At 68.3% G+C, this 25922-nt stretch carries 25 protein-coding genes; 18 read left to right on the top strand and 7 right to left on the bottom strand.

Features of this window, described 5'->3' with window-relative positions:
- The first annotated feature begins 154 nt into the window (after positions 1 to 154).
- A complete protein-coding gene (locus ACTJI2_RS02070; protein ID WP_440840928.1) occupies positions 155 to 625 on the top strand; it encodes a YaiI/YqxD family protein in 471 nt (156 codons plus the stop codon).
- A gap of 12 nt (positions 626 to 637) precedes the next feature.
- Positions 638 to 964, top strand: a complete 327-nt coding sequence (locus tag ACTJI2_RS02065; protein ID WP_440840927.1) for a DUF6122 family protein — start codon at positions 638 to 640, stop codon at positions 962 to 964.
- An 80-nt stretch (positions 965 to 1044) separates the two neighbouring features.
- Here ACTJI2_RS02065 and ACTJI2_RS02060 read toward each other — a convergent pair whose 3' ends face one another.
- From ACTJI2_RS02060 to ACTJI2_RS02045, 4 genes are all read right to left on the bottom strand, one after another.
- Positions 1045 to 1356, bottom strand: coding sequence for a hypothetical protein (locus ACTJI2_RS02060; protein WP_440840926.1), 312 nt, complete (start codon positions 1354 to 1356; stop codon positions 1045 to 1047).
- Positions 1357 to 1499: 143 nt separating this feature from the next.
- Entirely contained in the window at positions 1500 to 5159 is a 3660-nt protein-coding gene (locus ACTJI2_RS02055; RefSeq protein ID WP_440840925.1) for a methylmalonyl-CoA mutase family protein, read from the bottom strand.
- Positions 5160 to 5285: 126 nt separating this feature from the next.
- The gene (locus ACTJI2_RS02050) at positions 5286 to 6215 is read right to left on the bottom strand and encodes an alpha/beta hydrolase (RefSeq protein ID WP_440840924.1); all 930 of its coding nucleotides are present in this window, start codon (positions 6213 to 6215) and stop codon (positions 5286 to 5288) included.
- Between the two features lie 15 nt (positions 6216 to 6230).
- Positions 6231 to 6830 (bottom strand): TetR/AcrR family transcriptional regulator, encoded by a 600-nt coding sequence (locus tag ACTJI2_RS02045; RefSeq protein ID WP_440840923.1) that lies wholly within the window; start codon positions 6828 to 6830, stop codon positions 6231 to 6233.
- Between the two features lie 222 nt (positions 6831 to 7052).
- On the opposite strand from ACTJI2_RS02045, the gene ACTJI2_RS02040 reads away from it, so the two are divergent.
- The 11 genes from ACTJI2_RS02040 to ACTJI2_RS01990 all read left to right on the top strand — a co-directional run bounded on the left by ACTJI2_RS02040 (position 7053) and on the right by ACTJI2_RS01990 (position 18573).
- Positions 7053 to 8153, top strand: coding sequence for a Glu/Leu/Phe/Val dehydrogenase (locus ACTJI2_RS02040; protein WP_183637125.1), 1101 nt, complete (start codon positions 7053 to 7055; stop codon positions 8151 to 8153).
- A 39-nt stretch (positions 8154 to 8192) separates the two neighbouring features.
- On the top strand, positions 8193 to 9365 hold the full coding sequence (locus ACTJI2_RS02035) for an acyl-CoA dehydrogenase family protein (RefSeq protein ID WP_440840922.1): 1173 nt from the start codon (positions 8193 to 8195) through the stop codon (positions 9363 to 9365).
- Positions 9366 to 9481: 116 nt separating this feature from the next.
- A complete protein-coding gene (locus ACTJI2_RS02030) occupies positions 9482 to 10657 on the top strand; it encodes a thiolase family protein (protein ID WP_440840920.1) in 1176 nt (391 codons plus the stop codon).
- Between the two features lie 193 nt (positions 10658 to 10850).
- A complete protein-coding gene (locus ACTJI2_RS02025) occupies positions 10851 to 11210 on the top strand; it encodes a hypothetical protein (protein WP_440840919.1) in 360 nt (119 codons plus the stop codon).
- A 152-nt stretch (positions 11211 to 11362) separates the two neighbouring features.
- Entirely contained in the window at positions 11363 to 11740 is a 378-nt protein-coding gene (locus ACTJI2_RS02020; RefSeq protein WP_141452496.1) for a hypothetical protein, read from the top strand.
- Between the two features lie 123 nt (positions 11741 to 11863).
- Positions 11864 to 13471, top strand: coding sequence for a carboxyl transferase domain-containing protein (locus ACTJI2_RS02015; protein ID WP_440840918.1), 1608 nt, complete (start codon positions 11864 to 11866; stop codon positions 13469 to 13471).
- Between the two features lie 3 nt (positions 13472 to 13474).
- Positions 13475 to 14224 (top strand): SDR family oxidoreductase, encoded by a 750-nt coding sequence (locus ACTJI2_RS02010; RefSeq protein ID WP_440840917.1) that lies wholly within the window; start codon positions 13475 to 13477, stop codon positions 14222 to 14224.
- A 153-nt stretch (positions 14225 to 14377) separates the two neighbouring features.
- A complete protein-coding gene (locus tag ACTJI2_RS02005) occupies positions 14378 to 14911 on the top strand; it encodes a bactofilin family protein (RefSeq protein WP_318289273.1) in 534 nt (177 codons plus the stop codon).
- 3 nt (positions 14912 to 14914) lie between these two features.
- Positions 14915 to 15280, top strand: coding sequence for a hypothetical protein (locus ACTJI2_RS02000; protein WP_440840916.1), 366 nt, complete (start codon positions 14915 to 14917; stop codon positions 15278 to 15280).
- Positions 15281 to 15380: 100 nt separating this feature from the next.
- Entirely contained in the window at positions 15381 to 17075 is a 1695-nt protein-coding gene (locus tag ACTJI2_RS01995) for a molecular chaperone HscC (RefSeq protein WP_183637149.1), read from the top strand.
- A 1-nt stretch (position 17076) separates the two neighbouring features.
- Positions 17077 to 18573, top strand: a complete 1497-nt coding sequence (locus ACTJI2_RS01990) for a J domain-containing protein (protein ID WP_440840915.1) — start codon at positions 17077 to 17079, stop codon at positions 18571 to 18573.
- Between the two features lie 4 nt (positions 18574 to 18577).
- Here the strand turns inward: ACTJI2_RS01990 and ACTJI2_RS01985 are convergent, their stop codons facing one another.
- The 3 genes from ACTJI2_RS01985 to ACTJI2_RS01975 are packed head-to-tail and all read right to left on the bottom strand — an operon-like array spanning position 18578 to position 20926.
- Complete coding sequence (locus ACTJI2_RS01985; protein WP_183637156.1) at positions 18578 to 18832, bottom strand: DUF6587 family protein; 255 nt, start codon at positions 18830 to 18832, stop codon at positions 18578 to 18580.
- 1 nt (position 18833) lies between these two features.
- The gene (gene feoB / locus ACTJI2_RS01980) at positions 18834 to 20684 is read right to left on the bottom strand and encodes a ferrous iron transport protein B (protein WP_203322741.1); all 1851 of its coding nucleotides are present in this window, start codon (positions 20682 to 20684) and stop codon (positions 18834 to 18836) included.
- Positions 20681 to 20926: a FeoA family protein gene (locus ACTJI2_RS01975; protein ID WP_221188910.1), complete on the bottom strand. Its 246-nt coding sequence runs from the start codon at positions 20924 to 20926 to the stop codon at positions 20681 to 20683. Before ACTJI2_RS01975 ends, feoB begins: the two co-directional genes overlap by 4 nt.
- A 109-nt stretch (positions 20927 to 21035) precedes the next feature.
- On the opposite strand from ACTJI2_RS01975, the gene ACTJI2_RS01970 reads away from it, so the two are divergent.
- The 5 genes from ACTJI2_RS01970 to ACTJI2_RS01950 are packed head-to-tail and all read left to right on the top strand — an operon-like array spanning position 21036 to position 25826.
- Complete coding sequence (locus ACTJI2_RS01970) at positions 21036 to 21836, top strand: enoyl-CoA hydratase-related protein (protein ID WP_440840914.1); 801 nt, start codon at positions 21036 to 21038, stop codon at positions 21834 to 21836.
- 51 nt (positions 21837 to 21887) lie between these two features.
- A complete protein-coding gene (locus ACTJI2_RS01965) occupies positions 21888 to 22280 on the top strand; it encodes a VOC family protein (RefSeq protein WP_440840913.1) in 393 nt (130 codons plus the stop codon).
- 47 nt (positions 22281 to 22327) lie between these two features.
- Positions 22328 to 24319, top strand: coding sequence for an acetyl/propionyl/methylcrotonyl-CoA carboxylase subunit alpha (locus ACTJI2_RS01960; RefSeq protein WP_440840912.1), 1992 nt, complete (start codon positions 22328 to 22330; stop codon positions 24317 to 24319).
- Positions 24316 to 24936 (top strand): hypothetical protein, encoded by a 621-nt coding sequence (locus tag ACTJI2_RS01955; RefSeq protein ID WP_440840911.1) that lies wholly within the window; start codon positions 24316 to 24318, stop codon positions 24934 to 24936. Before ACTJI2_RS01960 ends, ACTJI2_RS01955 begins: the two co-directional genes overlap by 4 nt.
- Positions 24933 to 25826 carry a hydroxymethylglutaryl-CoA lyase gene (locus ACTJI2_RS01950; protein ID WP_440840910.1) on the top strand — a complete coding sequence of 298 codons (894 nt, stop codon included), beginning with the start codon at positions 24933 to 24935 and terminating at the stop codon, positions 25824 to 25826. Before ACTJI2_RS01955 ends, ACTJI2_RS01950 begins: the two co-directional genes overlap by 4 nt.
- The last annotated feature ends 96 nt before the right edge of the window (positions 25827 to 25922 follow it).

The raw sequence follows: 25922 nt of genomic DNA, 5'->3' as shown, positions 1-25922 counted from the left end.
AGCAGGATCGGGCTATCGTGTGGGGCCCGCGTCCGCTCTCCCTACCTTCTCTCATGCAACGATTTTCCGTTTCCCGCGCCCCCCATCCCTGCCGCGTCCCGCGCCGGACGGCGACACCCTCCGCTCCGGTGCGTTCCAGCGGGGAGGACCATCGGTGAACGACGCATCGCCTCCCGGTCCCCAGATTTGGGTGGACGCCGACGCCTGCCCCGGGCCGGTCAAGGAGATCCTGTTCCGCGCGGCTGAACGCGCGCAGGTCCAGGTCACCCTGATCGCCAACCAGTGGCTGCGCACGCCGCCCTCCCGGTACATCCGCGCGCTGCAGGTGCAGGGAGGCTTCGACGTGGCCGACGACGCCATCGCCGAACGCGCGCGGACCGGCGATCTCGTGGTCACCCAGGACATTCCACTGGCGGCGCGGGTGCTGGCCAATGGCGCGCAGGCGATCAACCCGCGCGGCGACCGCTACACCGCCGACAACATCGCCGAACGGCTCTCCATGCGGAACTTCATGGACGAACTGCGCGGCGCCGGCGTACAGACCGGCGGGCCGGCCGCCTTCAATGCCCGTGATCGGCAGGCGTTCGCCAACCAGCTGGATCGCTGGCTGGCGACGCGGCGCTGAGCTTCGCGAAAAATGCCCCTGCCCGACCTCGAACTGCGTCCGATCATCCATCTGCTGCTGCACGTGCTGGTGCCCGTCGCCACTGCGCGCATGTTCTGGCCGAAGGAATGGAAGCGCGCCGCTGCCTGGATGCTGGCCGGCTGGGTCATCGATCTGGATCACCTGCTGGCCGATCCGATCTACGCGCCCGGGCGGTGCAGCCTGGGATTCCATCCGCTGCACACGTGGCCGGCGATGCTGCTCTACGGTGCGCTGGTGGTCCCGCGCCGGACCCGTTGGTTCGGTGTCGGCCTGCTCATCCACATCGCGCTGGATGGACTGGACTGCCTGATGATGTAGCGACCCGCATCGCCCGAGGGGCAAAAAAGGGGGCCGCATCCGGGATTGAGGGCGCGCCTGCGCCCTCTCCCGCCCGACGGTCAACGCTGATCGGACTTGCGCGGTTCCGGCTGCGGTGCCGCCGGGGTCTGCCCGGTCGCACCGGCGCCATGATTGACCAGATGCTGGGGCTTGCCCTTCAGGCGCCGCGGCTCGTCATTGCGCTGTGGCGCTGCCGACAGATCGCGTTTGGCGCATTTGCAGTACTTCTGACCGCCGATGGTTTCGCACTTGTAGACCTCGTCCACCGCGCAGGAAGCGGGCGGCGGATTGATCGGACCGCCGGCCAGGGCGGCGCCGGCCAGCAGCAACAGGCTGGCGACGGAGGTGGAGCGGATGATGAACTTGCGCATGGGGTGTCTCCTCGATAGGGGTGGTGCAGGCCACCACTGGCCTGCATTTCCTCTACCGGCAAACACGCCCGCCGGGCGTCATCGGATTTCACCGCCCGTCGCAGGAGCGTCCGGAAGGCCGCTCGGCGGCGGCCTTCCGCCCCTCACATGTTGCGTCGGTACTCGCCGCCCACGTCGTACAGGGCGTGGCTGATCTGGCCCAGGCTATGAGTCTTGACCGCCTCGACCAGCGCGACGAACACATTGCGCCTGTCCCGCGCCGCCTTCTGCAGGTAGGCCAGGCCATGGCCGTCATGCGCCTCGGCCTCGGCATGTTCCTCCAGCGCGGTGGAATGCGCGTGGTCGGTCTCGCCCTCCGGCGCCAGGCCGTTGCGCGAGGACTGCCAGGCGCGCACGTTGGTGATCTGCTGGCCCTTCTCTTCCTCGGTCGAGCGGATCAGCTCGATCTCGGTGGCGATCTCGCCGCCGTGTTCCTTCGGCAGGAAGGTGTTCACACCCACCAGCGGCAGGCTGCCGTCGTGCTTCTTGTGCTCGTAGTACAACGACTCTTCCTGGATCTTGCCGCGCTGGTACATGGTGTCCATCGCGCCGAGCACGCCGCCGCGCTCGCTGATCGCCTCGAACTCCTTGTAGACCGCTTCCTCGACGATGTCGGTCAGGTACTCGACCGCGAAGCTGCCCTGCCACGGGTTCTCGTTGAAGTTGAGGCCCAGCTCCTTGTTGATGATCATCTGGATCGCGACCGCGCGGCGCACGCTTTCCTCGGTCGGCGTGGTGATCGCCTCGTCGTAAGCGTTGGTGTGCAGGCTGTTGCAGTTGTCGAACAGCGCGTACAGCGCCTGCAGCGTGGTGCGGATGTCGTTGAACTGGATTTCCTGGGCATGCAGCGAACGGCCCGAGGTCTGGATGTGGTACTTCATCATCTGGCTGCGCTCGTTGGCGCCATAGCGCTCGCGCATCGCGCGCGCCCAGATGCGCCGTGCGACGCGGCCGATCACGGTGTATTCCGGATCCATGCCGTTGCTGAAGAAGAACGACAGGTTCGGAGCGAAGTCGTCGATCTTCATCCCACGCGCCAGATAGTACTCGACGATGGTGAAGCCGTTGGACAGGGTGAAGGCCAACTGCGAGATCGGGTTCGCGCCCGCCTCGGCGATGTGGTAGCCGGAAATCGACACCGAGTAGAAGTTGCGCACGCCGTTGTCGACGAAGTACTGCTGGATGTCGCCCATCATGCGCAGGGCGAACTCGGTGCTGAAAATGCAGGTGTTCTGCGCCTGGTCTTCCTTGAGGATGTCGGCCTGCACGGTGCCGCGCACGGTCTTCAGGGTCTCGGCCTTGATCCGCGCGTAGGTGTCCGCGTCCACCAGTTGATCGCCGGTCACGCCCAGCAGGCCCAGGCCGAGTCCGTCGTTGCCGGCCGGCAGTTCGCCGGAATAGCGCGGACGCTCGCGGCCGGCGAACAGTTCGTCCAGCTTCTTCTGCGCGGCCGCCCAGCGCTCGGCATCGGCCTTCAGGTACTTCTCCACCTGCTGGTCGACGGCGGTGTTCATGAACATCGCCAGGATGATCGGCGCCGGACCGTTGATGGTCATCGATACCGAGGTGGTCGGCGCGCACAGGTCGAAGCCGGAGTACAGCTTCTTCATGTCATCCAGCGTGGGGATGTTGACGCCGGAGTTGCCGATCTTGCCGTAGATGTCCGGACGTGGCGCCGGATCCTCGCCATACAGCGTCACGCTGTCGAAGGCGGTGGACAGGCGCGCGGCCGGTTGGCCCAGGCTCAGGTAATGGAAGCGGCGGTTGGTCCGCTCCGGCGTGCCCTCGCCGGCGAACATGCGGATCGGATCCTCGCCGGTGCGGCGATACGGATACACGCCTCCCGTGTAGGGATAACTGCCCGGCAGGTTTTCTTTCTGCAGGAAGGTCAGCAGTTCGCCCCAGCCACGGTACTTCGGCGCGGCGATCTTGGGGATCTTCTGGTGGCTGAGCGACTCGCGGTAGTTCTCGATGCGGATGGTCTTGCCGCGCACCTCGTACTCGTTGACCTCGTCGGTCGCCGCCTTCAGCCGCGCCGGCCACTCGCGCAGCAGCTTCAGCGCTTCGCTGGACAGCGACTGCACGGCGTCCTGGTAGCGCTGGCGCAGGGTCAGCAGGGAGCGGTCGACTTGACCTGCCCCCTCCCCCGCCTGCGGGGGAGGGTTGGGGTGGGGGCCGGCGTCACCCGTCTTGCCCCCATCCGCCCTTCGGGCACCTTCCCCCGCAAGCGGGGGAAGGAGATCTTCGGCGGCATACAGATCCAGCGCCTTGGGGAGTGCCGGGTCGTCAAGATCGCGCAGCGATTGCCAGTACGACTGCGCTCGGCTGGCGGTCTCGGCTTCGCTCTCGATGCGGCGGTTGATGCCGCGGCCCTGCTCGGCGATTTCGGCCAGGTAGCGCACGCGCGCGCCAGGAATCAGCACGGTCGCGCGCGGTTCCTTCAATTCGGTGTCGATGTCCGGCGTCCACTTCTCCGCCGGCAGGTGCAGCTTGTCGCGCAGCAGGCGGCACAGGTTGGCGAACATCCAGCTGACACCCGGATCGTTGAACTGGCTGGCGATGGTCGGATACACCGGCACATCCGCGTCGGGCGTCTGGAACGCCACCCGGTTGCGCTTCCACTGCTTGCGCACGTCGCGCAACGCGTCCTCGGCGCCGCGCTTGTCGTACTTGTTCAGCACCACCAGTTCGGCGAAGTCGAGCATGTCGATCTTCTCCAACTGGCTGGCCGCGCCGTAGTCGCTGGTCATCACGTACATCGGGAAATCGACCAGGTCGACGATTTCCGAGTCGCTCTGGCCGATGCCGGCGGTCTCGACGATGATCAGATCGAAGCCCAGCGACTTCAGGTAGGCGATGCAGTCCTTCAGCACCGCGTTGGTCGCCACGTTCTGCCGGCGGGTTGCCATCGAACGCATGTAGATGCGTTCGCTGCGCAGCGAGTTCATGCGGATGCGGTCGCCCAGCAGCGCGCCACCGGTGCGACGGCGGGTCGGGTCGACCGAGATCACCGCCATCCGCATCTGCGGGAAGCTGGACAGGAACCGGTTCATCAGCTCGTCGGTCACCGACGACTTGCCGGCACCGCCGGTGCCGGTGATGCCGATGACCGGCGCTGCGCGCCGGAGGGAATGGGGATTGGAGAATGGGGAATCGGAAGAGCGGCCCACTGCCCACTGCTTGCGCAGCTTGTCCAGTTCGGACTCCGAGAATTCCCCATCTTCGATGGCACTGAGCATCTGGCCGATCGCGGCTTCGTTCTCGGCACCATCGGCTTGTGTTCTCTGCGATTCCCGATTCCCGATTCCCGATTCCCGCGCGCCTTNCGCAACCACGTCCTCGATCATCTCCACCAGCCCCATCTTCATGCCGTCGTTGGGGTGGTAGATGCGTTCGACGCCGTAGGCCTGAAGCTCGGCGATTTCCTCGGGGGTGATGGTGCCGCCACCGCCGCCGAACACGCGGATGTGGCTGGCACCGCGCTCCTTGAGCATGTCGACCATGTACTTGAAGTACTCGACGTGGCCGCCCTGGTAGCTGGACAGGGCGATGCCGTCGGCATCCTCCTGCAGCGCGGCGCGCACCACGTCCTCGACGCTGCGGTTGTGGCCCAGGTGGACTACTTCGGCGCCCTGTCCCTGGATCAGGCGGCGCATGATGTTGATCGCTGCGTCGTGGCCATCGAACAGGCTGGCCGCAGTGACGAAACGCAGCGGGGAAACATCCGCGCGTGCTGCTGGAAGCTGGGAAGCCGGTGTGCTCATTCGCGCCCTCACTCGCGTATTGCTTGCATTAGAGGCGGAATTGTAGCGCGCGGCGGAGTTCCGCCCCATGACGCCCACCCTACGCCGCCGTCTGGCGCGGCGGCGCAGACCGGGTCGAACGCCTGTTCAGGCGAATCCGTAAGGCAGGTCCGGCGTGGACACGACGCGCTGCCCCACCGCGCGTCCGTCCAGATAGGACATCGCCGCGGCAATGACGCCGGGATCGGTGAGGATGCGGTTGTGTCCGAGCCCGGTGGTGCTCAGCAGGCGCGCCTCCGGCCAGTAGCGCGCATAGCGCTCGCCTTCGGACCAGGGAACTTCGCGGTCTTCCAGATCGTGGACGATCAGCGCGGGACTGGCGATGCGGGGCGCATTGAGGTGCGCCTGGAATCCCTCCACCGCCATGCCGGTCAGCGACTCGAATTCATCGAACAGGCGCGCCGAAAGATGCGCGGCGAGACCGACGAAACCACCGAAGCGCTGCGCCGCGGCGATCGGATCGGCCGCCGGCGCGATCAGGATCGCGCGCGCTGCCCGCAATCCGCGCGCGAGCGCGATCATCGCGGCCGCGCCGCCGAGGGAATGCGCCACCAGCGCCTGCACGCCGCCGAAGCGTTCGGCGAAACGGTGCAGGACGTCGGCGAACATAGGCAGCGTCGCCCGGTAGCCGCTGCTGCGGCCATGCGCGATCTGGTCCAGCGCCACCACCGCGTAGCCGGCCTGGCGCAATGGTTCCACCCATGGCAGCAGTTGCAGCGCATAGCCCGACCAGCCATGCGCCAGCAGTGCGATGGGCTGGCGCTGGGGATCTCCCCAGGCATACCAGGTGAGCCGCTCGCGGCCGTGCGCGAAGGTGTGGACGCTGGCGCCCCAGGTATCGCTGCGGCGTGCGCGCTCGCGGCCGCCGGGCATCGGCGTGCCGAACAGGCGGAAGGCATGCTGGAGCGTGGCTTCCGGCATCAGCCAGCTGCCCAGGGCGAAGGCGGAGCGCAACGGCAGCAGGCGGACATTTTTACGAACGATCGTGCTTTTTTGAGGCGAGACGACGGCGGCCATGGGGGACTCTCCGGATCAGGCGGCGTAGGAGGCGAACAGGTGATCGAGCGCCCGCCGGGCCAGGGCTTCGGCCTGGGCGGGGTCGTACAGCCGGGCATTGTGCAGCCCTTCGGTGATGGCGAACAACTGGAACGAGACCAGTACGGGATCGGTGTCGGCGGCGAACTCGCCGCTGTCGATGCACATCTGCGCGGCCCTGGCGACGACGGCGCGCCACTCGGTCAGCCAGGCGATCACGCGCTCGCGCATCATTCCGGGGCGTGCGTCGTATTCGTTGGCGGCGCCGAGAATCACGCAACCATCGGGATTGGCCCGCACCCAGGCGAACCAGCCGTCCATGATCGCGCGCAGCCGCGCCTGACCACGCGGCTGCCGCAGCGCGGGCGCCATCACCGCCTCGCCGAAGCGGCGCGCGGTCCAGTCCAGCACGGTGAGCTGCAGATCCTCGCGGGAGCCGAAGTGCGCGAACACGCCGCTCTTGGACATGCCCGCGGCCTGCGCCAGCTCGCCGATGGACAGGCCTTCCAGGCCCTGCCGGCAGGCGATGGCATACGCCCGCTCGACGATCATCTCGCGGGTGGCCGTGCCCTTGCTGGTGGCGGCGCACAGATTCATGGCGGCGAAAATAGCACGATCGTTCGAATCTGTCAGCCGGCCTGGCGAAGGCACGAAAACGGGATCCCGTCCACAAACTGCCCCCGGCCGGCCGTATGGATTAGAATGCCCGCCTGCGACGACCACGGCGAGCCGGAAACGTCGCTTTTTTATTTTTCGAACAAGCGGTTAGCCAAAGCCACCCGGCGTAGCCCGCGGCCCCACGCCGCACCGGAGTCCCAGATGATCTTCGAAACCCTCGACACGTCCGGCCATGAGCAGGTCGTCTTCTGCCACAACCCCGACGCCGGCCTGAAGGCCATCATCGCGGTTCACAGCACGGTCCTGGGTCCGGCCTTGGGCGGGGTGCGCATGCGCCCCTACGCCGACAGTCAGGCGGCGCTGACCGACGCGCTCCGGCTCAGCCGCACCATGACCTACAAGAACGCCCTCGCCGGGCTCAACGTCGGCGGCGGCAAGGCCGTGATCATCGGCGACAGCACCGCCGACAAGACCGAGGTGCTGTTCCGTTCGTTCGGTCGCTACGTGGATTCGCTGGGCGGCCGCTACATCACCGCCGAGGACGTGGGCACCGACGTCAACGACATGGAGAACGTCTACCGCGAGACCGAATACGTGGTCGGCGTGCACCAGGTCCACGGCGGCTCGGGCGATCCCGCCCCGTTCACCGCCTACGGCGCGCTGCAGGGCCTGATGGCCACCCTCAACCGCAAGTTCGGCAACGAGGAAATCGGCAAGTACAGCTTCGCCGTCCAGGGCCTGGGCCATATCGGCATGGAGTTCGTCAAACTGCTGAAGGAACGCGGCGCCAAGCTGTTCGTCACCGATCTCAATCCCAAGCTGGTGGAGTACGCGGTGGAGGAATACGGCGCCGAGGCGGTCAAGCCGGACGAAATCTACGATCTGCCGGTGGACGTGTTCTCGCCGTGCGCGCTGGAATACGCGATCAACGCCGAGACCCTGCCGCGCCTGAAGGCCAAGGTCATCTGCGGCACCGCCAACAACCAGATGTCGCACGTCACCGGCGTGGAAGCCGCCAAGCGCGGCATCCTGTATGCGCCGGACTACGCGGTGAATGCCGGCGGCGTCATCAACGTGTCGCTGGAAATCGACGGTTACAACCGCGAGCGCGCGATGCGGATGATGCGCACCATCTACCACACCGTCGGCAAGATCTTCGATCTGGCCGAACGCGAGAACCTCGCGCCGCAGTACGCCGCCGACCGCATCGCCGAGGCGCGCATCGCCGCCATCGGCAAGCTCAAGCTGCCGCTGGGCCGGACCGCACCACGCTTCATGGGGCATCTGCGCGGAGAGCGTTGATCGCCGACACCCACAGGCCGCAATAGGAGGGAGGACCGAATGCGACCCGTTTCAATCGCTGCTTTTCCGCTTGGCGAGGAAATCGACGCGCTGCGCGACGCCGTGCGCCGGTTCGCGGATGCCGAGATAGCTCCGCGCGCCGCGCAGATCGACCACGACAACGTGTTCCCGCAGGACCTGTGGCCCAAGCTGGGCGAAATGGGCCTGTTGGGCATGACCGTGGACGAGGCCTTCGGCGGCAGCGGCATGAGCTACCTGGCGCACCTGGTGGCGATGGAGGAAATCTCGCGCGCGTCCGGTTCGGTCGGCCTGAGCTATGGCGCGCACTCGAACCTGTGCGTTTCCAACCTGTTCCTCAACGGCAACGACGCCCAGCGCCGCAAGTACCTGCCGAAGCTATGCACCGGCGAATGGAAGGGCGCGCTGGCGATGAGCGAACCCGGCGCCGGCTCGGACGTGGTCGGCTCGATGGGCTGCCGCGCCGAACTGCGCGACGGCACGTGGGTCGCCAACGGCAACAAGATGTGGATCACCAACGGACCGGAAGCCGACGTGCTGCTGGTCTACATGCGCACCGCCGGCAAGGAGGCGGGCAGCAAGTGCATGACCGCCTTCATCGTCGAGCGCGGCATGAAGGGTTTCTCCACCGCGCAGAAGCTGGACAAGCTGGGCATGCGCGGCAGCAACACCTGCGAACTGGTGTTCGAGAACTGCGAGATTCCCGCCGGGAACGTGCTGGGCGAAGTCCACCAGGGCGTGCGCGTGCTGATGAGCGGCCTCAACACCGAGCGGCTGGTGCTGACCGGTGGCCCGATTGGGCTGATGCAGGCGGCCATGGACATCACCCTGCCCTACGTGCGCGAACGCCGCCAGTTCGATTCGCCGATCGGCACTTTCGGCCTGATGCAGGGCAAGCTCGCCGACATGTACACCGCGCTGCAGTCCAGCCGCGCGTTCGCCTACCAGGTCGCCCGCGACTACGATGCCGGCACCGGCTCGCGCGCCGCCGCGGCCGGCTGCCTGCTGCATGCCTCCGAGGCCGCGGTGCAGGTCACCCTGGAGGCCATCCAGGCGCTGGGCGGCAACGGCTACATCAACGAGTTCGACACCGGCCGCCTGCTCCGCGACGCCAAGCTCTACGCCATCGGCGCCGGCACCAACGAAATCCGACGCATGCTGATCGGCCGCGAACTGTTCGACGGCCGCGCCTGAACAGGCATTCCACCGCTGCCTGGTCCGCCAGGCGGCGTCCCCCTGTCCGAACGGCCGATTGCTGCACCGCACCGCGAGCGGGATAATCCGGCCATCCCTACACGAGGTTCCGTTTCATGTCCGATATCGTCATCGCCGCCGCCAAGCGCACCGCCATCGGTTCCTTCATGGGCCAGTTCACCGGCGTGCCGACCCCGACCCTGGGCGCGGCGACCATCCGCGCGGCGCTGGAGCAGGCCGGCGTCCCCGCCGCCGACGTCTCCGAGGTCATCATGGGTTGCGTGCTGCCGGCCAACCTGGGCCAGGCGCCCGCCCGCCAGGCCTCGCTGGCCGCGGGCCTGCCGACCGACGTCGGCTGCACCACCATCAACAAGGTCTGCGGTTCGGGCATGAAGGCGATCATGCTGGGCCACGATCTGATCAAGGCCGGTTCGGCCAGCATCGTGGTCGCCGGCGGCATGGAGTCGATGACCAACGCCCCGCACATGATCCCGAACTCGCGCGCCGGCAACCGCTTCGGCAACTTCCAGGCGGTCGACCACATGGCCTGGGACGGCCTGACCAATCCGTATGACGGCCAGGCCATGGGCGTGTTCGCCGAAGCCACCGCCGCCAAGTACGGCTTCACCCGCGAGGAACAGGACGCCTACTCGACCGAATCGGTCAAGCGCGCGCAGGCCGCCCAGCGGTCCGGCGCCTTCGACGCCGAGATCGTTCCGGTCAAGGTCGCCACCCGCAAGGGCGAGGTTGAAGTCGGCACCGACGAACAGCCCGGCAAGTCCGACCTGGCCAAGATCCCGACCCTCAAGCCGGCGTTCAAGAAGGACGGCACCGTCACCGCGGCCAGTTCGTCCAGCATTTCCGACGGCGCCGCCGCCACCGTCCTGCTGACCGCCGAGGAAGCCGCCAGGCGCGGCCTGCAGCCGCTGGCGAAGATCGTCGGCCACGCCACCTTCTCGCAGCAGCCGGAGTGGTTCACCACCTCTCCGGTCAGCGCCATCGACAAGCTGCTCAAGCAGGTTGGCTGGACCGTGGACCAGGTGGATCTGTTCGAGGTCAACGAAGCCTTCGCGGTGGTCGCGATGGCACCGATCAAGGATCTCGGCATTCCGCACGCCAAGCTCAACGTCAACGGCGGCGCCTGTGCGCTGGGCCATCCGATCGGCGCTTCCGGTGCCCGCCTGGTGGTCACCCTGATCAACGCGCTGCGCCAACGCGGCGGCAAGCGCGGCGTGGCGTCGCTGTGCATCGGCGGCGGCGAAGCCACCGCGATCGCGGTGGAAATCGTCTAAGCCATCCCCCCTGTCCGGGCGGTCGCGGTATCCCCCGGATACCCGGCCGCTTGCCTTTTTGGCGGTCCGATGGGTGCTTTAACGAAGGTTTGACAAAAATAACCAGCGGACCGCTTGACAGGCGTAACTGGCTTGTCATCATGTTGCAGGCGCGCAATAGCGCGTTGCCTAACTAACGACGAGGAAATGCAACATGACCATGAACAAGGCTCTGATCGCGCTGGCTCTGGGTTTCGCCCTGGCTGCGTGCTCGAACCAGGAACAGGCTGCTGACGCCGCTGCCGACGCCAACGCCGCTGCGACCGAAGCCCAGGCTGCTGCCGACGCCGCCGCCCAGGCCGGCACCGCGACCGCCGACGCCGCCCAGCAGTCGGCCGACGCCGCTGCCACCGCCGCTGACGCTGCTGCCACCGCCGCCACCGACGCCGCTGCCGCTGGCACCGCCGCCGCTGCCGACGCTGCTGCCGACGCCGCTGGCCAGGCTTCCGACGCCGCCGGCCAGGCTGCCGACGCTGCCAAGGACGCTGCTGCTCCGGCCGAAGAAAAGAAGTAATCACTTCTTAGCTTCATAGCGTTAAAATTGAAAAAGCCGCCGGTTGATTGGCGGCTTTTTCTGTACCCGGGCCCGGGCACTGGCGCCGCTGTCCCAGCGGGCAAGGACGCTCACCCGTTTTGCTCTCAACCAAAACCTCACTGGGGATCCAAATGAAGACCAAGTTCTACATCCTGCTGGCCGCCGCCGTTCTGGCCCTGAGCGCCTGCAACAAGAGCGAAACCACCGACGCCGCCGCGACCGACGCCGCTGCCGCCGCCGACCAGGCTGCCACCGCCGCCGGCGACGCCGCTGCTGCTGCCGGTGACGCCGCTGCCGCCGCTGGCGACGCCGCTGCTGCCGCCGCCACCGACGCTGCCGCCGCCACTGCCGACGCCGCCGCCCAGGCTGGCGACGCCGCTGCCGCTGCCACCACCGACGCTGCCGCCACCGCTGCTGGCGCCGTGGCCGACGCCGCCCAGGCGACCGCCGACAAGGCTGCCGAAGTGGCCGACAAGGCTGACGCCAAGGCTGAAGAAGCCAAGAAGTAATCGTCCGGCCATCGCCGAACACGACAAGGCCCGCGCAAGCGGGCCTTGTTTTTTGCGGCGCGGAAAGTTTGGCGGACCTGCGGCTTTGTGTTTACATGCCGCCTTTCCCGTTCCGGTCGCCGCATGTCCGCCATCACTTCGCAACTCGATCCGCGTTCGCAGGAATTCCTCGACAACGCCGACTACCATCGTGCGCTGGTCGCCGAACTCGATCGCCGCCTGGCCCGGGCCGCGGACGGCGGTGGCGACAAGGCGCGCCAGCGCCATACCGAGCGCGGCAAGCTGCTGGCGCGTGACCGCATCACCGCGCTGCTCGATCCCGGTTCGCCGTTCCTGGAAATCGCCCCGCTGGCCGCCGAGGACATGTACGACGGCGCCGCGCCCGCCGCCGGCATGGTCTGCGGCATCGGCCGGGTGATGGGCCAGGAAGTGGTGGTGGTCGCCAACGATGCCACGGTCAAGGGCGGCACCTACTTCCCGATGACGGTGAAGAAGCATCTGCGCGCGCAGGAAATGGCGCGCGAGAACCGCCTGCCCTGCATCTACCTGGTCGACTCCGGCGGCGCGTTCCTGCCGCTGCAGGACGAAGTGTTCCCGGACCGCGAGCACTTCGGCCGGATCTTCTACAACCAGGCGCGCCTGAGCGCCGACAACATTCCGCAGATCGCGGTGGTGATGGGCAGTTGCACCGCCGGCGGCGCCTACGTGCCGGCGATGAGCGACGAATCGATCATCGTCAAGGAACAGGGCACCATCTTCCTGGGCGGCCCGCCGCTGGTGAAGGCCGCTACCGGCGAAGTCGTCGATGCCGAGGCGCTGGGTGGCGCCGACGTGCATACCAGCGTGTCCGGCGTGGCCGATCACTTCGCCGAGGATGATCGCGACGCCCTGCAGATCGCTCGCCGCCTGGTCGGCAACCTCAACCGGCGCAAGGCCGTGCCGGTCGCGGTGCGCGAAGCGCGCGAGCCACTGCATCCGGCCGACGAGTTGTACGGCATCGTGCCGAAGGACACCCGCCGCCCGTTCGACATCCGCGAGGTCATCGCCCGCATCACCGACGGCAGCGAGCTGGACGAATTCAAGGCGCGCTACGGCAAGACCCTGGTGACCGGCTTCGCCCACCTGCACGGCTATCCCGTCGGCATCGTCGCCAACAACGGCATCCTGTTTTCCGAGAGCGCGCTCAAGGGCGCGCACTTCATCGAACTGTGCAATCAGCGCGGCATCCCGCTGGTGTTCCTGCAGAACATCACCGGCTTCATGGTTGGCCGCAAGTACGAGAACGCCGGCATCGCCAAGGACGGCGCCAAGATGGTCACCGCCGTGGCCTGTTCGTCGGTACCCAAGTTCACCGTCGTCATCGGCGGCAGCTTCGGCGCCGGCAACTACGCGATGTGCGGACGCGCGTACGGCGCACGCTTCCTGTGGATGTGGCCCAACGCGCGCATCAGCGTGATGGGCGGCGAGCAGGCCGCGAGCGTGCTGGCCACGGTCCGGCGCGATGGCATCGAGGCCGGCGGCGGCCATTGGGCGGCGGAAGAGGAAGAAGCCTTCAAGGCCCCCATCCGCGAGCAGTACGAAACCCAGGGCAGTCCCTGGTATGCCACCGCGCGGCTGTGGGACGACGGCATCATCGATCCGGCCGACACCCGCCGCGTGCTCGGCCTGGGCCTGTCGGCCTCGCTCAACGCACCGATCGAACCAGCGCGCTTCGGCGTGTTCCGGATGTAGTCCATGGCGGCGCCTGTCTTGCTGGTGACCGGCGGCGGCCGCGGCATCGGCGCAGCCACCGCCCGCCTAGCCGCCGCGCGCGGCTACACGGTGGCGATCAACTACCGGCGCGATGCCGTCGCCGCGCACGCGCTGGTCGAGCGCATCCGCGCCGACGGCGGGCAGGCCGCCGCGTTCGCCGCCGATATCGCGGTGGAAGCCGAAGTGGAACGCCTGTTCGCGGAAGTGGACGGCGCCTTCGGGCCGCTCGATGCGCTGGTCAACAACGCCGGCGTGCTGGAAACCCAGATGCGGGTGGAGGCGATGGACGCGGCCCGCGTGCAGCGCATCCTGGCCACCAACGTGGTGGGCCCCCTGCTCTGCTGCCGCGAGGCGATCCGGCGCATGTCGACCCGCCGGGGCGGTCGCGGCGGCGCGATCGTCAACGTGTCCTCGGTGGCGGCACGCACCGGTTCCCCCGGCGAGTACGTCGACTACGCCGCCTCCAAGGGGGCGCTGGATACGCTCACGGTCGGGCTGGCCCAGGAAGTCGCCGCCGACGGTATCCGGGTCAACGCGGTGCGTCCCGGGTTCATCCATACCGACATGCATGCCAGCGGCGGCGAACCGGACCGGGTGGAACGGGTCAAGGCGTTCGTGCCGATGAAACGCGGCGGCCAGCCCGAAGAGGTCGCCCGGGCGATCCTCTGGCTCCTTTCGGAGGAAGCCAGCTACACCAGCGGCACCTTCCTCGACGTCGCCGGCGGCCGCTGACCGCCCCTCTTCAGCTGCGTGAGCGCGGCCTGCACATCGCCAACCCTGGCATGAATCAGGGTGACGAACCGACCAATGGGCAAAGACGGTCACAACCTTGACCCCGGCGACGGGCGATAGTCGGCCGTTCACATCGCCCGGAGTTGCCGCTTTATGTCCATCTGGAAAGACCAAGGCCCCGCCAAGAAGGATGCCGTTCCGCTGCCGCCGGAACCTTCGCCCGCGCCTGCGCGCGAATCCACGGCGGCCGCGGATTTTTCCCCGACCGTCAGCAATCCGCCGGGCATGCGCGCGGCCCCCGCCCCCGAGCGCGAGCTCAAGGAATCGCTGATCGCCGCCGACCTGACCATCGAGGGCAAGATCGAGGGCACCGGCCACATCCGCATCGCCGGCAAGTTCAAGGGCGACGTCAACGTGCAGGGCGACCTCACCATCGAGAACGGCGCCAAGTTGAACGGCGGCGTGCGTGCCAAGAAGGTGATCATCGCCGGCGAGCTGGAGGGCAACATCGAATCCGCCTTGCGGGTGGAGCTGCTCGCCTCCGGCGTGCTGGTCGGCGACGTCAAGGCCGGCTCCCTGACCGTCGCGGCCGGTTCGCGGATGCGCGGCCAGGCCGACTTCGGCTGGGAAGAGGACAAGGCCGCGCCGCGCGCCGCCAAGGCGGCCAACGGTCCAGACGCCGGCTAAGGCATGAGCAGCCCGCGCCCGGGGATGGCCGGGGCGACCCGTACCTGCCCGCACTGCAAGACCACCATCCTGGAAAGCGCCGCGGTCTGCCCGGCGTGCCGCCATCACCTGCGCTTCGACGAGGCGTCGCTGGCGGCCGCGCGCACGGCGCAGACGGTGGTGCCGCTGAAGGTGGAGGGCAGCGTCCGCCATCCCGCCGATGGCGGTCCCTGGGAGTACTCGGTGGTGATGAGCATCCGCAACGATCGTGGCGAGGAAGTCACCCGCCAGGTGGTCGGCGTGGGCGCGATGCAGCCGGGCGAGCAGCGCACCTTCACCCTGAGCGTGGAGATGTTCCCGCGGCAGGGTGGCCGCGGGCCGCGTCGCTGAAGACCGCCTGCGGGTGAGCGCGCCGCATCCTCCGGGTACCCGCCACTGCTTCCCTGCCCTTACACTGATCGCCGATGCAGGGAAGGATCCAGGGGACTGAATGATTGTCGGCATTGATCTGGGGACCACCCATTCGCTGGTGGGCGTGTATGGCGAACAGGGACCACAGCTGATTCCGAATGCGCTGAACAGCTACCTGACGCCGTCGGTGGTCAGCGTGGATGGCCAGGACGCGGTGCTGGTCGGGCAAGCCGCGCGCGAGCGCCTGATTACCCATCCGCAGTCCAGCGTGGCGCATTTCAAGCGCTGGATGGGCACTGATCGGGTCACCCGGCTCGGCAAGCATTCCTTCCGGCCGGAGGAACTATCGGCGCTGGTGCTGCGCGCGCTGATCGCCGACGCCGAGGCGCACCTTGGCCAGAAGGTCGGCGAAGCCGTCATCAGCGTGCCCGCCTACTTCGGCGACGCCCAGCGCAAGGCGACCCGCATCGCCGGCGAGCTGGCCGGCATCAAGGTCGAGCGGCTGATCAACGAACCCACCGCGGCGGCGCTGGCTTACGGCCTGCAGCAACGCGAAGGCGGCGGACGCTTCCTGGTGTTCGATCTGGGCGGCGGCACCTTCGACGTGTCGATCCTGGAAATGTTCGAGGGCGTGATGGAAGTGCACGCCAGCGCCGGCGACAACTTCCTCGGCGGCGAGGATTTCCTGCATGCGCTGCGCGATGCCTGCCTGCAGGATCTCGGCATCGCCCCGGGCACCCTGCAACCGGCCGAATCGGCGCAACTGCTGCGCCGGCTGGAACTGCTCAAGCGCGAGCTCTCGCACGCGTCGGCTACCGAACATGCCGTCGAACTGACGCTGGCCGGGCAGGCACGCAGCTGGCAGCTGGACGAAGCCCGTTTCGCCCGCATCTGCGAGCCGTTGGTGCAGCGCCTGCGCGCGCCGCTGGAACGCGCCATGCGCGACGCCCGGCTCACACCCGCGCAGCTGGACGACATCGTGCTGGTCGGCGGCGCTTCGCGGATGCCGCTGACGGCACGGCTGGTGTCGCGCATGTTCGGCCGGCTGCCGCTGCGCCACATCAATCCCGACGAAGCCATCGCGGTGGGCGCGGCGATCGCGGCCGGCATGAAGGCGCGCGACGAGAAGCTGGAGGAAGTGATCCTCACCGATGTCTGTCCGCACACCCTCGGCGTCGGCACCAGCCAGCAGGGGGCCAACGGCCAGGTCACCAGCGGCATCTTCTCGCCAATCATCCACCGCAACAGCACGGTGCCGGTCAGCCGGGTCGAGCGCTACCAGCCGCTGCAGGACTGGCAACGGCAGGTGGAATTCGAGATCTTCCAGGGCGAAAGCCCGCGGGTCGAGCATAACGTGCGGCTGGGCAAGATCAGCGTGGCGGTCCCGGCCAAGGCCGCGCACGAGAACCCGGTGGACATCCGTTTCACCTACGACGTCAACGGCCTGCTCCAGGTCGAGGCCACCGTGGTCGCCACCGGCGAGACCCACGAGGTCATCCTGGAACAGAACCCGGGCATCCTCTCGCAGGCCGAGATCCGCGAACGCCTGGCGACGCTGGCGGCACTGAAGATCCACCCGCGCGACCAGCAGGAGAACCTCAGCCTGATCGCCCGCGCCGAGCGCCTGTACGAGGAACTGCTGTGGGCACGCGGCGATCTGCAGGACGCGCTGGTGCGCTTCCGCGGCGCGCTCGACAGCCAGGATCCCGACGTGATCCGCGAACACCGCACCCATTTCGCCGCCATGCTCCAGCACATCGAGTCGCAGGCCTGAGATGGCTCCGTTCGATCTGCTGGGCGTTCCCCGCGACGCGGACGAAAGCGCGATCAAGCGCGCCTACGCGCGACGCCTGAAGGTCACCCGGCCGGATGACGATCCGGAAGGTTTCCAGCGCCTGCACGAGGCCTACCAACAAGCCCTCCAGCATTGCCGGCAGCGGGCGATGGCGGCCGCCTGGGAGGAAGAGGAAGACGACATCGAAGCGGCGGACGTAGCCGCGGTCGGCGATGACGACCAGCCGCAGGCCGGACGGGAACATGGACACGGGGAAACGGAACTGCTGGCGAATCCCGCGACGGCGCACACCGTCCTGCTCGACGCGGAACAACTGGACGCGCTGATCTCCGGGCGCACGCCGCACCAGCCATCGCCGGTCGCCAGCGCCGCCGCAGCGGCGGCCTCCGCGGTTGCGGATGCGACCACGCGACGCTTCGACTTCGATGGTTTTTTCGCGGAAACCGTGCAACGGGCCCGCGATACGCCTCCCGCCGTACTGTCGGCCTGGCTGGCGGCACACGACGACCTTTACCAGTTGGAACTGAAACAGTCGGTCGGCGATGCGCTGTTCCAGCGCCTGGGTTACGACGGCGTCACGATTCCACCCGCGAACCTGTCCGCGCTGGAGACCTTCTTCGGCCAGCAGGACTATTGGCTGGAGCAACGGATGGCGGTGCGCTGGGCGATCGAACGCGAGCAGACTTCCCGCTACGACGAGCCACGTCCGCTGGCGATCCGCCAGCTCAAGCGCCCTTTCCGATGGCCGCAGGCGCTGGCCATCGCCTGCGTGCCGGGAATGTCCGCGCGCATCGCCCGGTTGTCGCAACGCCTGAGCGAGGACTACGGCGATCTGCCGGATGGCATTGATCCGGGCCAGGATCAGTTCTTCCGGCAACTTGCCCGCAAGGACTATCTCGGCGTCTGGCGCTGGTTGCCGATGCTGGCACGCGCCGTCCTGTTGGCACTGCTGGGCTATCTGCTCGCACCGGTCGTGTTCGCGCAATCGCGCCCTGCCCTGCCGACCGCGCTGGTGGTCGGTGGAGTTGCCCTGGCAATCCAGGGCGGCTGGCGCCTGATGGTGTGGCTGCACGCGATCAGCCTCGGCGACAACGGTTCCGCCAACGAGAACCGACGCGCGCTGATACCGGTGTTGCTGGCAGTGACGGGCCTGGTCCTGGCCGCGCTGTCGGGAGTGGACTGGCTGGCCTACCCACTGGTCGTTCCCGCCGCCCTGATTCATTGGCGACGCAGCTTCGATGCCTTGCGATTCCTGCTGGGTGGCATCGCCATGCAGCCCTTGTTGCCCGGCACGCTTCCCGATCTGTGGTCGGCCGGGGCGGTCGGCTTCGCCGTGGTCCCACTGGGCCTTGCGCTGTTTGACGGACTCTACGCGCGCAGCCAGCGGATTCCATTGTCCGCCGCCGCGGGCAATGGCTGGACCACGCTGGCCTCGTACGGCTTCTTCGTCGGCTGGGTGCTGGCGCGGGTGTTCTAGGCGGTCAGACCTTCGACGACGGCCCGCAACTGTTGCAGCCGCCGCAGCCGTCGCCACCACCGGAACCGCGCGGCTCCGGTGCGATCCAGCGCCCCAGCGCATGCAACCAGCCTGGACGACCCTCGCGCAGCAACGGCAGCGCCAACGCCACCCGCGCCTTGCGCAGCGTGCCCGGAAACTGCTTCTTCAGCACCACCCACACGCTGGCCAGCGCCAGCAGGCCGATGATCGCGTATTGCAGGATCAGCGAGCCGTCCACGTCAGCCCGCTCCCAGCGCCTTGGCGATCTGGTAGGTCAGCAGCGAGGCGACATAGGCCATCGCGAACAGGTAGAACGCCGCGTACGACATCTGCTTCCACGAGTTGGTCTCCCGCTTGATGGTCGCCAGCGTGGACAGACACATGGGCGCATAGATGTACCAGACCAGCAGCGACAGCGCGGTCGCCAGCGACCAGCCATCGCTGATCAATGGCGACAACGCCTGCGCGGCTGCGTCGTCGTCGGCCGCGGACAGCGCGTAGACCGTGGCCAGCGACGCCACCGCCACTTCACGTGCCGCCAGGCCCGGAATCAGCGCGATGCAGATCTGCCAGTTGAAGCCCAGCGGCGCGAAGAACACCGCCATCGCATGACCGATGCGGCCGGCAAAGCTGTAGTCGATGGCTGGCCCCACCGCGTCGACCGGTGGCGCGGGGAAGTTCAGCAACACCCACAGCAGCACTGTCATCGCCAGGATGATGCCGCCGACCCGGCGCAGGAAAATCCAGGCGCGCTCCCACAGGCCGATCGCGAGATCGCGCGGATGGGGAATGCGATAGGAAGGCAGCTCCAGCATCAGCGGGTGCTCGCTCTTGTCGCGGCGCCACTTCTTCATGACCCAGGCCACCAGCAGCGCGCTGAGGATGCCCGCCACGTACAGGCCGAACAGGACCAGCCCCTGCTGGTTGAACATGCCGATCTTCTTTTCCGGCACGAACGCGCCAATCAGCAGCGCATACACCGGCAGGCGCGCCGAGCAGGTCATCAATGGTGCGACCAGGATTGTCGCCAGGCGATCGCGCGGATCCTGGATCGAACGGGTCGCCATGATGCCGGGAATGGCGCAGGCGAAGCTCGACAGCAACGGGATGAAGGAACGCCCAGACAGGCCGGCCGAGGCCATCATCCGATCCAGCAGGAACGCCGCACGCGGCAGGTAGCCGGATTCCTCCAGCGCCAGGATGAAGGCGAACAGGATCAGGATCTGCGGCAGGAACACGATCACGCCACCGACGCCGGCGATGATGCCGTCCACCAGCAGGCTGTTGAGCGGGCCTTCCGGCAGTGTGCCGCCCACCCATTCGCCCAGTGCGCCGGTCCCCGCTTCGATCAGATCCATCAACGGGGTGGCCCAGGCGTACACCGCCTGGAAGATCAGGAACATCACCACGATCAGTGCGACGAAGCCGATCACCGGGTGCAGCAGCCAGCGATCCAGCGCGTCGTCCACCTGGGCGGTGCGTTGCGGCATGTCCACCGCCAGCGACAGCAGACGGCGCGTTTCCGCGTGCAGGTCGGCGTCGCCGCCCAGCCGGTGCTTCGGCGGATGCGGCGCGTCGGCCATGCGCTCGATCTGCTCGACCAGCGCGCGCGCGCCGTTGTGCTTGACCGCCACCGTCTCCACCACGGGCACGCCGAGTTCGCGCGACAGCGCCTCCAGGTCCACGCGGATGCCGCGGCGGCGCGCGGCGTCCATCATGTTGACCGCCAGGATCATCGGCTTGTCGAGCTCGCGCACTTCCAGCGCGAAACGCAGGTGCAGGCGCAGGTTGGTGGCATCGACCACGCAGACCAGCACGTCCGGCGGCGCCTCGCCGGGCAGGAAGCCACGGCAGAAATCACGGGTGACCGCCTCGTCCAGGCTGGCGGCATGCAGGCTGTAGGCGCCGGGCAGATCCAGCAGCGCGTAGCTGCGTCCAGAGGCGGTGTGCAGGCGGCCTTCCTTGCGCTCGACGGTCACGCCGGCGTAGTTGGCGACCTTCTGGCGACTGCCGGTCAGCTGGTTGAACAGCGCGGTCTTGCCGCAGTTCGGGTTGCCGACCAGGGCCAGCCGCAATGGCTGCGCGCTCATGCCGCCGCTCCCGCCGGACGGACCCGGATCCGCGCCGCCTCGCTGCGACGCAGGGCGAACCGGGTGAAGCCCACCTGCACCAGCAGCGGTTCGGCGCCCAGCGGTCCCTTGGCGACGATCTGCACCTCCTCGCCGTCGACAAAACCCAGCTCGCGCAGGCGGCGGGCGATGTTGTCGTTGGGGTGGCTGTCGTCGACCGATTCGACGATGGCCAGGGTCCGGGGAGGTAATTCGGTCAGCATCACGCGGCAACTCTCAAATGCGAACTATTCTCATTGTAGCATCGCCGCAGCGCACGAAGGCCAAAATCGGCGCAGGGGCTATCATTTGCCGCTTTCGGGAGGAGCAGACATGACGGAGCCGCACGCACCGGCGCTGGCCAGCCATCTGGATGATGGCGTGTTGCGGCTGCGGCTGAACCGCCCGGAACTGCACAACGCGTTCGACGCCGGCCTGATCACGCAGCTGACCCGTGAACTGGAAGGGGCTGGAGCCAACCCCAATGTCCGGGTGGTGGTGCTGGAAGGTGCCGGCGCCTCGTTCTCGGCCGGGGCCGATCTGAACTGGATGCGCGGCATGGCCGCCGCCGGCGAAGCCGAGAACCGCGAGGACGCGCTGGCGCTGGCCCGACTGATGCGCACGCTGGACGAACTGCCGCGTCCGACTCTCGCACGCGTGCATGGCGCGGCGTTCGGTGGTGGCGTCGGTCTGGTGGCCTGCTGCGATATCGCCATCGGCGTGCCGGAGGCGAAGTTCGGGCTGACCGAGAGCAAGCTCGGTCTGTTGCCGGCGGTGATTTCGCCCTACGTCATTGCCGCGATCGGGCCGCGCCAGGCTAGGCGCTGGTTCGCGACCGCCGAGATTTTCGACGCCGCCACGGCGCTGGACATCGGCCTGCTGCACCAGGTGGTCGACGCCGACGCGCTGGATGCGGCGGTGCAACGCCAGATCGATCTGCTGCTCAAGGCCGGACCGCAGGCCGCCGCCACCGCCAAGCAACTGGTCACCCGGGTCGCCGCGCAGGCGGACCGTGATTGCCTGGATGCCGACAATGCCGCGCTGATCGCGCGCCTGCGGGTGTCGGCCGAAGGCCAGGAAGGCCTGTCCGCCTTCCTGGAAAAACGCGCGCCGGCCTGGGTGCCCGCGCGCTGACGCCACTGGCGCGGGGAGCGCGCCGCCCTCTTCCCTCCAAGGTGTGCCGACATGATTGACCATGCTGGTTTTGCCGTCGCCGACTATCCGCGCAGCCGCGCTTTCTACGAACGGGTGCTCGCACCGCTGGGCTACGCGGTGGTCATGGAAGTGACCGAGCGCGAAACCGGCCCGGGTGGCTACCAGGGCTGCGGATTCGGACCGCCGCGCAAGCCGGCGTTCTGGGTCGGCACCGGCGCGCGTCCGGGCACCGGCACCCATGTCGCCTTCGTCGCCCCCGACCGCGGCGCCGTCGATGCCTTCCATGCCACGGCCCTGGCTGCGGGCGCGACCGACAACGGCGCACCGGGCGTGCGCCCGCACTACCATCCTCACTACTACGCCGCGTTCGTGATCGATCCCGACGGCAACAACGTCGAAGCGGTCTGCCACGCGCCGGCCTGATCCTCGCCTCGCTTTCCTACCGAACCGACACGGAAATCCCGACCCGCATGTTCGACAAGATCCTCATCGCCAACCGCGGCGAAATCGCCTGCCGCGTGATCCGCACCTGCCGTCGCCTCGGCATCCGCACCGTTGCGGTGTATTCGGAAGCCGACGCCGACGCACAGCACGTGCGCCAGGCGGACGAGGCCTGGCCGATCGGCGGGCCGCGGCCGGCCGACAGCTACCTGCGCGGCGACGCCATTCTGGAAGTCGCGCGCCGCAGCGGCGCGCAGGCGATCCATCCCGGCTATGGCTTCCTGTCGGAGAACGCCGACTTCGCCGAGGCGGTGGAAGCGGCGGGTCTGGTCTTCATCGGCCCGGGCGCAGCGTCGATGCGCAAGATGGGCAGCAAGGCCGGCGCCAAAGAGTTGATGGCCGCCGCCGGCGTACCGGTGGTGCCGGGCTACACCGGCGAGGATCAATCGCCCAACACGCTGTCGCGCGAGGCCGCACGGATCGGCTTCCCGCTGATGATCAAGGCCGCCCACGGCGGTGGCGGCAAGGGCATGCGGATCGTGCACCGGCTGGACGACTTCATCGCCCAGTTGGAAAGCTGCCAGCGCGAGGCGGCCAACGCCTTCGGCCGCGACCGCGTGCTGCTGGAACGCTACGTGTCCACGCCGCGCCACATCGAGATCCAGGTGTTCGCCGATCGCCACGGCCATACCCTGCATCTCAACGAGCGAGAGTGTTCGGCGCAGCGGCGCTACCAGAAGGTGCTGGAGGAAGCGCCCTCGCCGTTCCTGACCCCGGCGCAACGCACGGCGATGGGCCAGGCCGCCATCCTTGCCGCGCAGGCGATCGACTACGTCAATGCCGGCACGGTCGAATTCATCGTCGCACCCGACGGCGAATTCTTCTTCATGGAGATCAACACCCGCCTGCAGGTCGAGCACCCGGTCACCGAGATGACCACCGGCCTGGACCTGGTGGAGTGGCAGTTGCGGGTGGCGGCCGGCGAGCCGCTGCCGCTGGCGCAGGACGCGATTCCGCAGCAGGGCCACGCCATCGAGGTGCGCCTGTACGCCGAGGATCCGGAAGCCGGGTTCCTGCCCGGTTCGGGCCGGCTGGAGCGCCTGCGGCTGCCGCCGACGGACCCGCACGTGCGCATCGATTCGGGCGTGACCGAAGGCGATACGGTCACCATTTTCTACGATCCGATGATTGCCAAGCTGATCGTCCACGACCGCGACCGCCCCGCCGCGCTGGCGCGCCTGCGCGACGCGCTCGAACAGTGCGACGTGATCGGGCCGAAGTCGAACATCGCGTTCCTGGAGCGGCTGGCGCGCCACCCGGCGGTGCTGGAGGGGCGCATCGATACCGGCTACCTGGACCGGCACCTGGACGAGTTCCTCGCCGCCGGCGAACCCGACCCGGCCGCCCTGTTGGCCGCCGCCACCGCCACCCTGCTCGCGCAGGAGGCCGCTGCCGCCGATACCGCGCGCGCGTCCGCCGATCCGGGTTCGCCCTGGGCCATCGCCGACGGCTGGCGACTGGGCCATGCCGGCCAGCGGCCGCTGAGTTTCGTCCACCGGGGACAGACCTTCGCCCTGAAGGCACAGGGTACCCAGGGCCGCTATGCCATCGAACACGACGGCCGCACCCACGCCATCGAGGGCGCGCGGTTGACCGGCGACCTGCTCGGTTTGCGTATGGATCATGAAGCACGGCGTTTCCGCGTCCTGCGGGAAGGCGAGCGCATCACCGTCCACGACGGCCGGCAGCGGGTCGTGCTGGAACAGGTGCCCGCCTATCGCAGGACCGCGACCGCCGATGCCGGGGGAGACCACCGCGTGCGCGCGCCGATGCCCGGCCGCGTGGTGGTGGTCCGCGCCAAGGCCGGCGACACGGTGACCACGGGCCAGGAACTGCTGGTGATGGAAGCGATGAAGATGGAGCTGGCATTGAAGGCCCCGCGCGATGGCGTGGTGGGCGAGCTGCGCGCCAGCGCCGGCGACTTCGTCGAAGCCGACGCCGTCCTGGTGACCCTGGAATGACGGGCCGCCGCCGCATGCCGCTGTTGTTCCTGCTGGCCCTCGCGTTGCCGGCCCTGCCCGGCTGCCTGATGTTCGAACGCGCTCCCGCCGAACTGGGCTGCGACCCGGCCCTGGCCGGCCGCTGGCTGCCGTTGCCCGGCGCGGATCCGGAAAAGATGCCGCTGGGCTCCGGCGACTACGCCGAGATCGACGCGCAGTGCCAGGTCTCGCTGGTCGAAAGCGGCAAGACGCCGCGCACCCGGTTCCGCGCGCTGGGTTTCGAACTCGACGGCACGCGCTACCTGGCGCTGGACCAGGACGACATGCGCGATCTGTTCAACGACCCGAAAGCGCCGGCGGGAAACAGCAAGTTGCCCGCCACCAGCGTGCTGCTACTCAAATACCGCATCGCCGACGACGTGCTGGAAGTGGCGATGCCGCGGGCCAGCCGCGCGCTCGAACGCATCCAGCAGGGCGACCCGGGCATTCGCGAGGTCGACACGATGGTGTATCTGCTGGGAGGCGAGGCCGACGCACTGCGGGCGACGCTGGCGGCGGATCCGGGGCTGTTCGACAGCTTCGATCCCGCCTCGCGCAATCCGCGCCTGCGCCGCGCCGGCACGGAGGCCGCGCCATGACCGACTTCGTCCGCATCGTCGAGGTCGGTCCGCGCGACGGCCTGCAGAACGAGAAGGCGGTGATCGCCACCGCCGACAAGATCGAACTCATTGATCGCCTCTCCCGTACCGGCCTGCGCACCATCGAGGCCACCAGCTTCGTCAGTCCACGCTGGGTGCCGCAACTGGCCGACGCGGCGGAAGTGTTCACGGGGATCCATCGCGAACCGGGTGTTGCCTATCCGGTGCTGGTGCCGAACGAGACCGGCTACGACCGCGCGCGCGCGGTCGGCGTGGAGGAAATCGCGGTGTTCACCGCCGCTTCCGAAGCGTTCAACCGCAAGAACATCAATGCCGGCATCGACGAATCCATCGAGCGCTTCCGGCCGGTGCTGGCGCGCGCCGTCGCCGACGGAGTGCGGGTTCGCGGCTACGTGTCCACGGTGCTCGGTTGCCCCTATCAGGGCGATGTGCCGGTGGCCGACGTGGTCAGGGTCGCGAGCCGGCTGCACGAACTGGGCTGCTACGAGATTTCGCTCGGCGACACCATCGGCGTGGGCACCCCGCTGAAGGCGCGCGCGATGCTGCAGGCGGTCGCCAGCGTGGTGCCGCTATCGTCGCTGGCGGTGCATTTCCACGACACCTACGGCCAGGCGCTGGCCAACATCCTGGCGTGCCTGGAGGAAGGCGTGCGGGTGGTCGACGCCGCGGTCTCGGGGACCGGCGGCTGTCCCTACGCCAAGGGTGCCAGCGGCAACGTCGCCAGCGAGGACGTGGTCTACATGCTGCACGGCATGGGCATCGCCACCGGTGTCGACCTGGACCGGCTGGGCGAAACCGGCCGCTGGCTCGCCGCCCTGCTCGGCCGCGAGACCGGCAGCAAGGCCGGCAAGGCGATGGCGGCCACATGAACGTCGCCGGCGCGTCGGCCCCGGACGATGCCGCCAGCCCGGCGGCCGCCCCCGTCGCGCCGGAGACCGAAGCCACCTTGCAGGCCATCGCCCGCG

This window comes from Pseudoxanthomonas sp. 22568 (assembly GCF_052044485.1).
GTDB classification, from domain to species: Bacteria; Pseudomonadota; Gammaproteobacteria; order Xanthomonadales; family Xanthomonadaceae; genus Pseudoxanthomonas_A; species Pseudoxanthomonas_A beigongshangi.
Note: the sequence above shows the minus strand (reverse complement) of the source record. Positions and strands in the feature narration are given on the sequence as shown.

Bases quoted from the DNA above. Each gene is read 5' to 3' on its own strand.
- ACTJI2_RS02065 (WP_440840927.1), top strand. From the start codon at position 638: ATGCCCCTGCCCGACCTCGAACTGCGTCCGATCATCCATCTGCTGCTG.
- ACTJI2_RS02060 (WP_440840926.1), bottom strand. From the start codon at position 1,356: ATGCGCAAGTTCATCATCCGCTCCACCTCCGTCGCCAGCCTGTTGCTG.
- ACTJI2_RS02050 (WP_440840924.1), bottom strand. From the start codon at position 6,215: ATGGCCGCCGTCGTCTCGCCTCAAAAAAGCACGATCGTTCGTAAAAAT.
- ACTJI2_RS02045 (WP_440840923.1), bottom strand. From the start codon at position 6,830: ATGAATCTGTGCGCCGCCACCAGCAAGGGCACGGCCACCCGCGAGATG.
- ACTJI2_RS02040 (WP_183637125.1), top strand. From the start codon at position 7,053: ATGATCTTCGAAACCCTCGACACGTCCGGCCATGAGCAGGTCGTCTTC.
- ACTJI2_RS02035 (WP_440840922.1), top strand. From the start codon at position 8,193: ATGCGACCCGTTTCAATCGCTGCTTTTCCGCTTGGCGAGGAAATCGAC.
- ACTJI2_RS02030 (WP_440840920.1), top strand. From the start codon at position 9,482: ATGTCCGATATCGTCATCGCCGCCGCCAAGCGCACCGCCATCGGTTCC.
- ACTJI2_RS02025 (WP_440840919.1), top strand. From the start codon at position 10,851: ATGACCATGAACAAGGCTCTGATCGCGCTGGCTCTGGGTTTCGCCCTG.
- ACTJI2_RS02020 (WP_141452496.1), top strand. From the start codon at position 11,363: ATGAAGACCAAGTTCTACATCCTGCTGGCCGCCGCCGTTCTGGCCCTG.
- ACTJI2_RS02015 (WP_440840918.1), top strand. From the start codon at position 11,864: ATGTCCGCCATCACTTCGCAACTCGATCCGCGTTCGCAGGAATTCCTC.
- ACTJI2_RS02010 (WP_440840917.1), top strand. From the start codon at position 13,475: ATGGCGGCGCCTGTCTTGCTGGTGACCGGCGGCGGCCGCGGCATCGGC.
- ACTJI2_RS02005 (WP_318289273.1), top strand. From the start codon at position 14,378: ATGTCCATCTGGAAAGACCAAGGCCCCGCCAAGAAGGATGCCGTTCCG.
- ACTJI2_RS02000 (WP_440840916.1), top strand. From the start codon at position 14,915: ATGAGCAGCCCGCGCCCGGGGATGGCCGGGGCGACCCGTACCTGCCCG.
- ACTJI2_RS01995 (WP_183637149.1), top strand. From the start codon at position 15,381: ATGATTGTCGGCATTGATCTGGGGACCACCCATTCGCTGGTGGGCGTG.
- ACTJI2_RS01990 (WP_440840915.1), top strand. From the start codon at position 17,077: ATGGCTCCGTTCGATCTGCTGGGCGTTCCCCGCGACGCGGACGAAAGC.
- feoB (WP_203322741.1), bottom strand. From the start codon at position 20,684: ATGAGCGCGCAGCCATTGCGGCTGGCCCTGGTCGGCAACCCGAACTGC.
- ACTJI2_RS01975 (WP_221188910.1), bottom strand. From the start codon at position 20,926: ATGCTGACCGAATTACCTCCCCGGACCCTGGCCATCGTCGAATCGGTC.
- ACTJI2_RS01970 (WP_440840914.1), top strand. From the start codon at position 21,036: ATGACGGAGCCGCACGCACCGGCGCTGGCCAGCCATCTGGATGATGGC.
- ACTJI2_RS01965 (WP_440840913.1), top strand. From the start codon at position 21,888: ATGATTGACCATGCTGGTTTTGCCGTCGCCGACTATCCGCGCAGCCGC.
- ACTJI2_RS01960 (WP_440840912.1), top strand. From the start codon at position 22,328: ATGTTCGACAAGATCCTCATCGCCAACCGCGGCGAAATCGCCTGCCGC.
- ACTJI2_RS01955 (WP_440840911.1), top strand. From the start codon at position 24,316: ATGACGGGCCGCCGCCGCATGCCGCTGTTGTTCCTGCTGGCCCTCGCG.
- ACTJI2_RS01950 (WP_440840910.1), top strand. From the start codon at position 24,933: ATGACCGACTTCGTCCGCATCGTCGAGGTCGGTCCGCGCGACGGCCTG.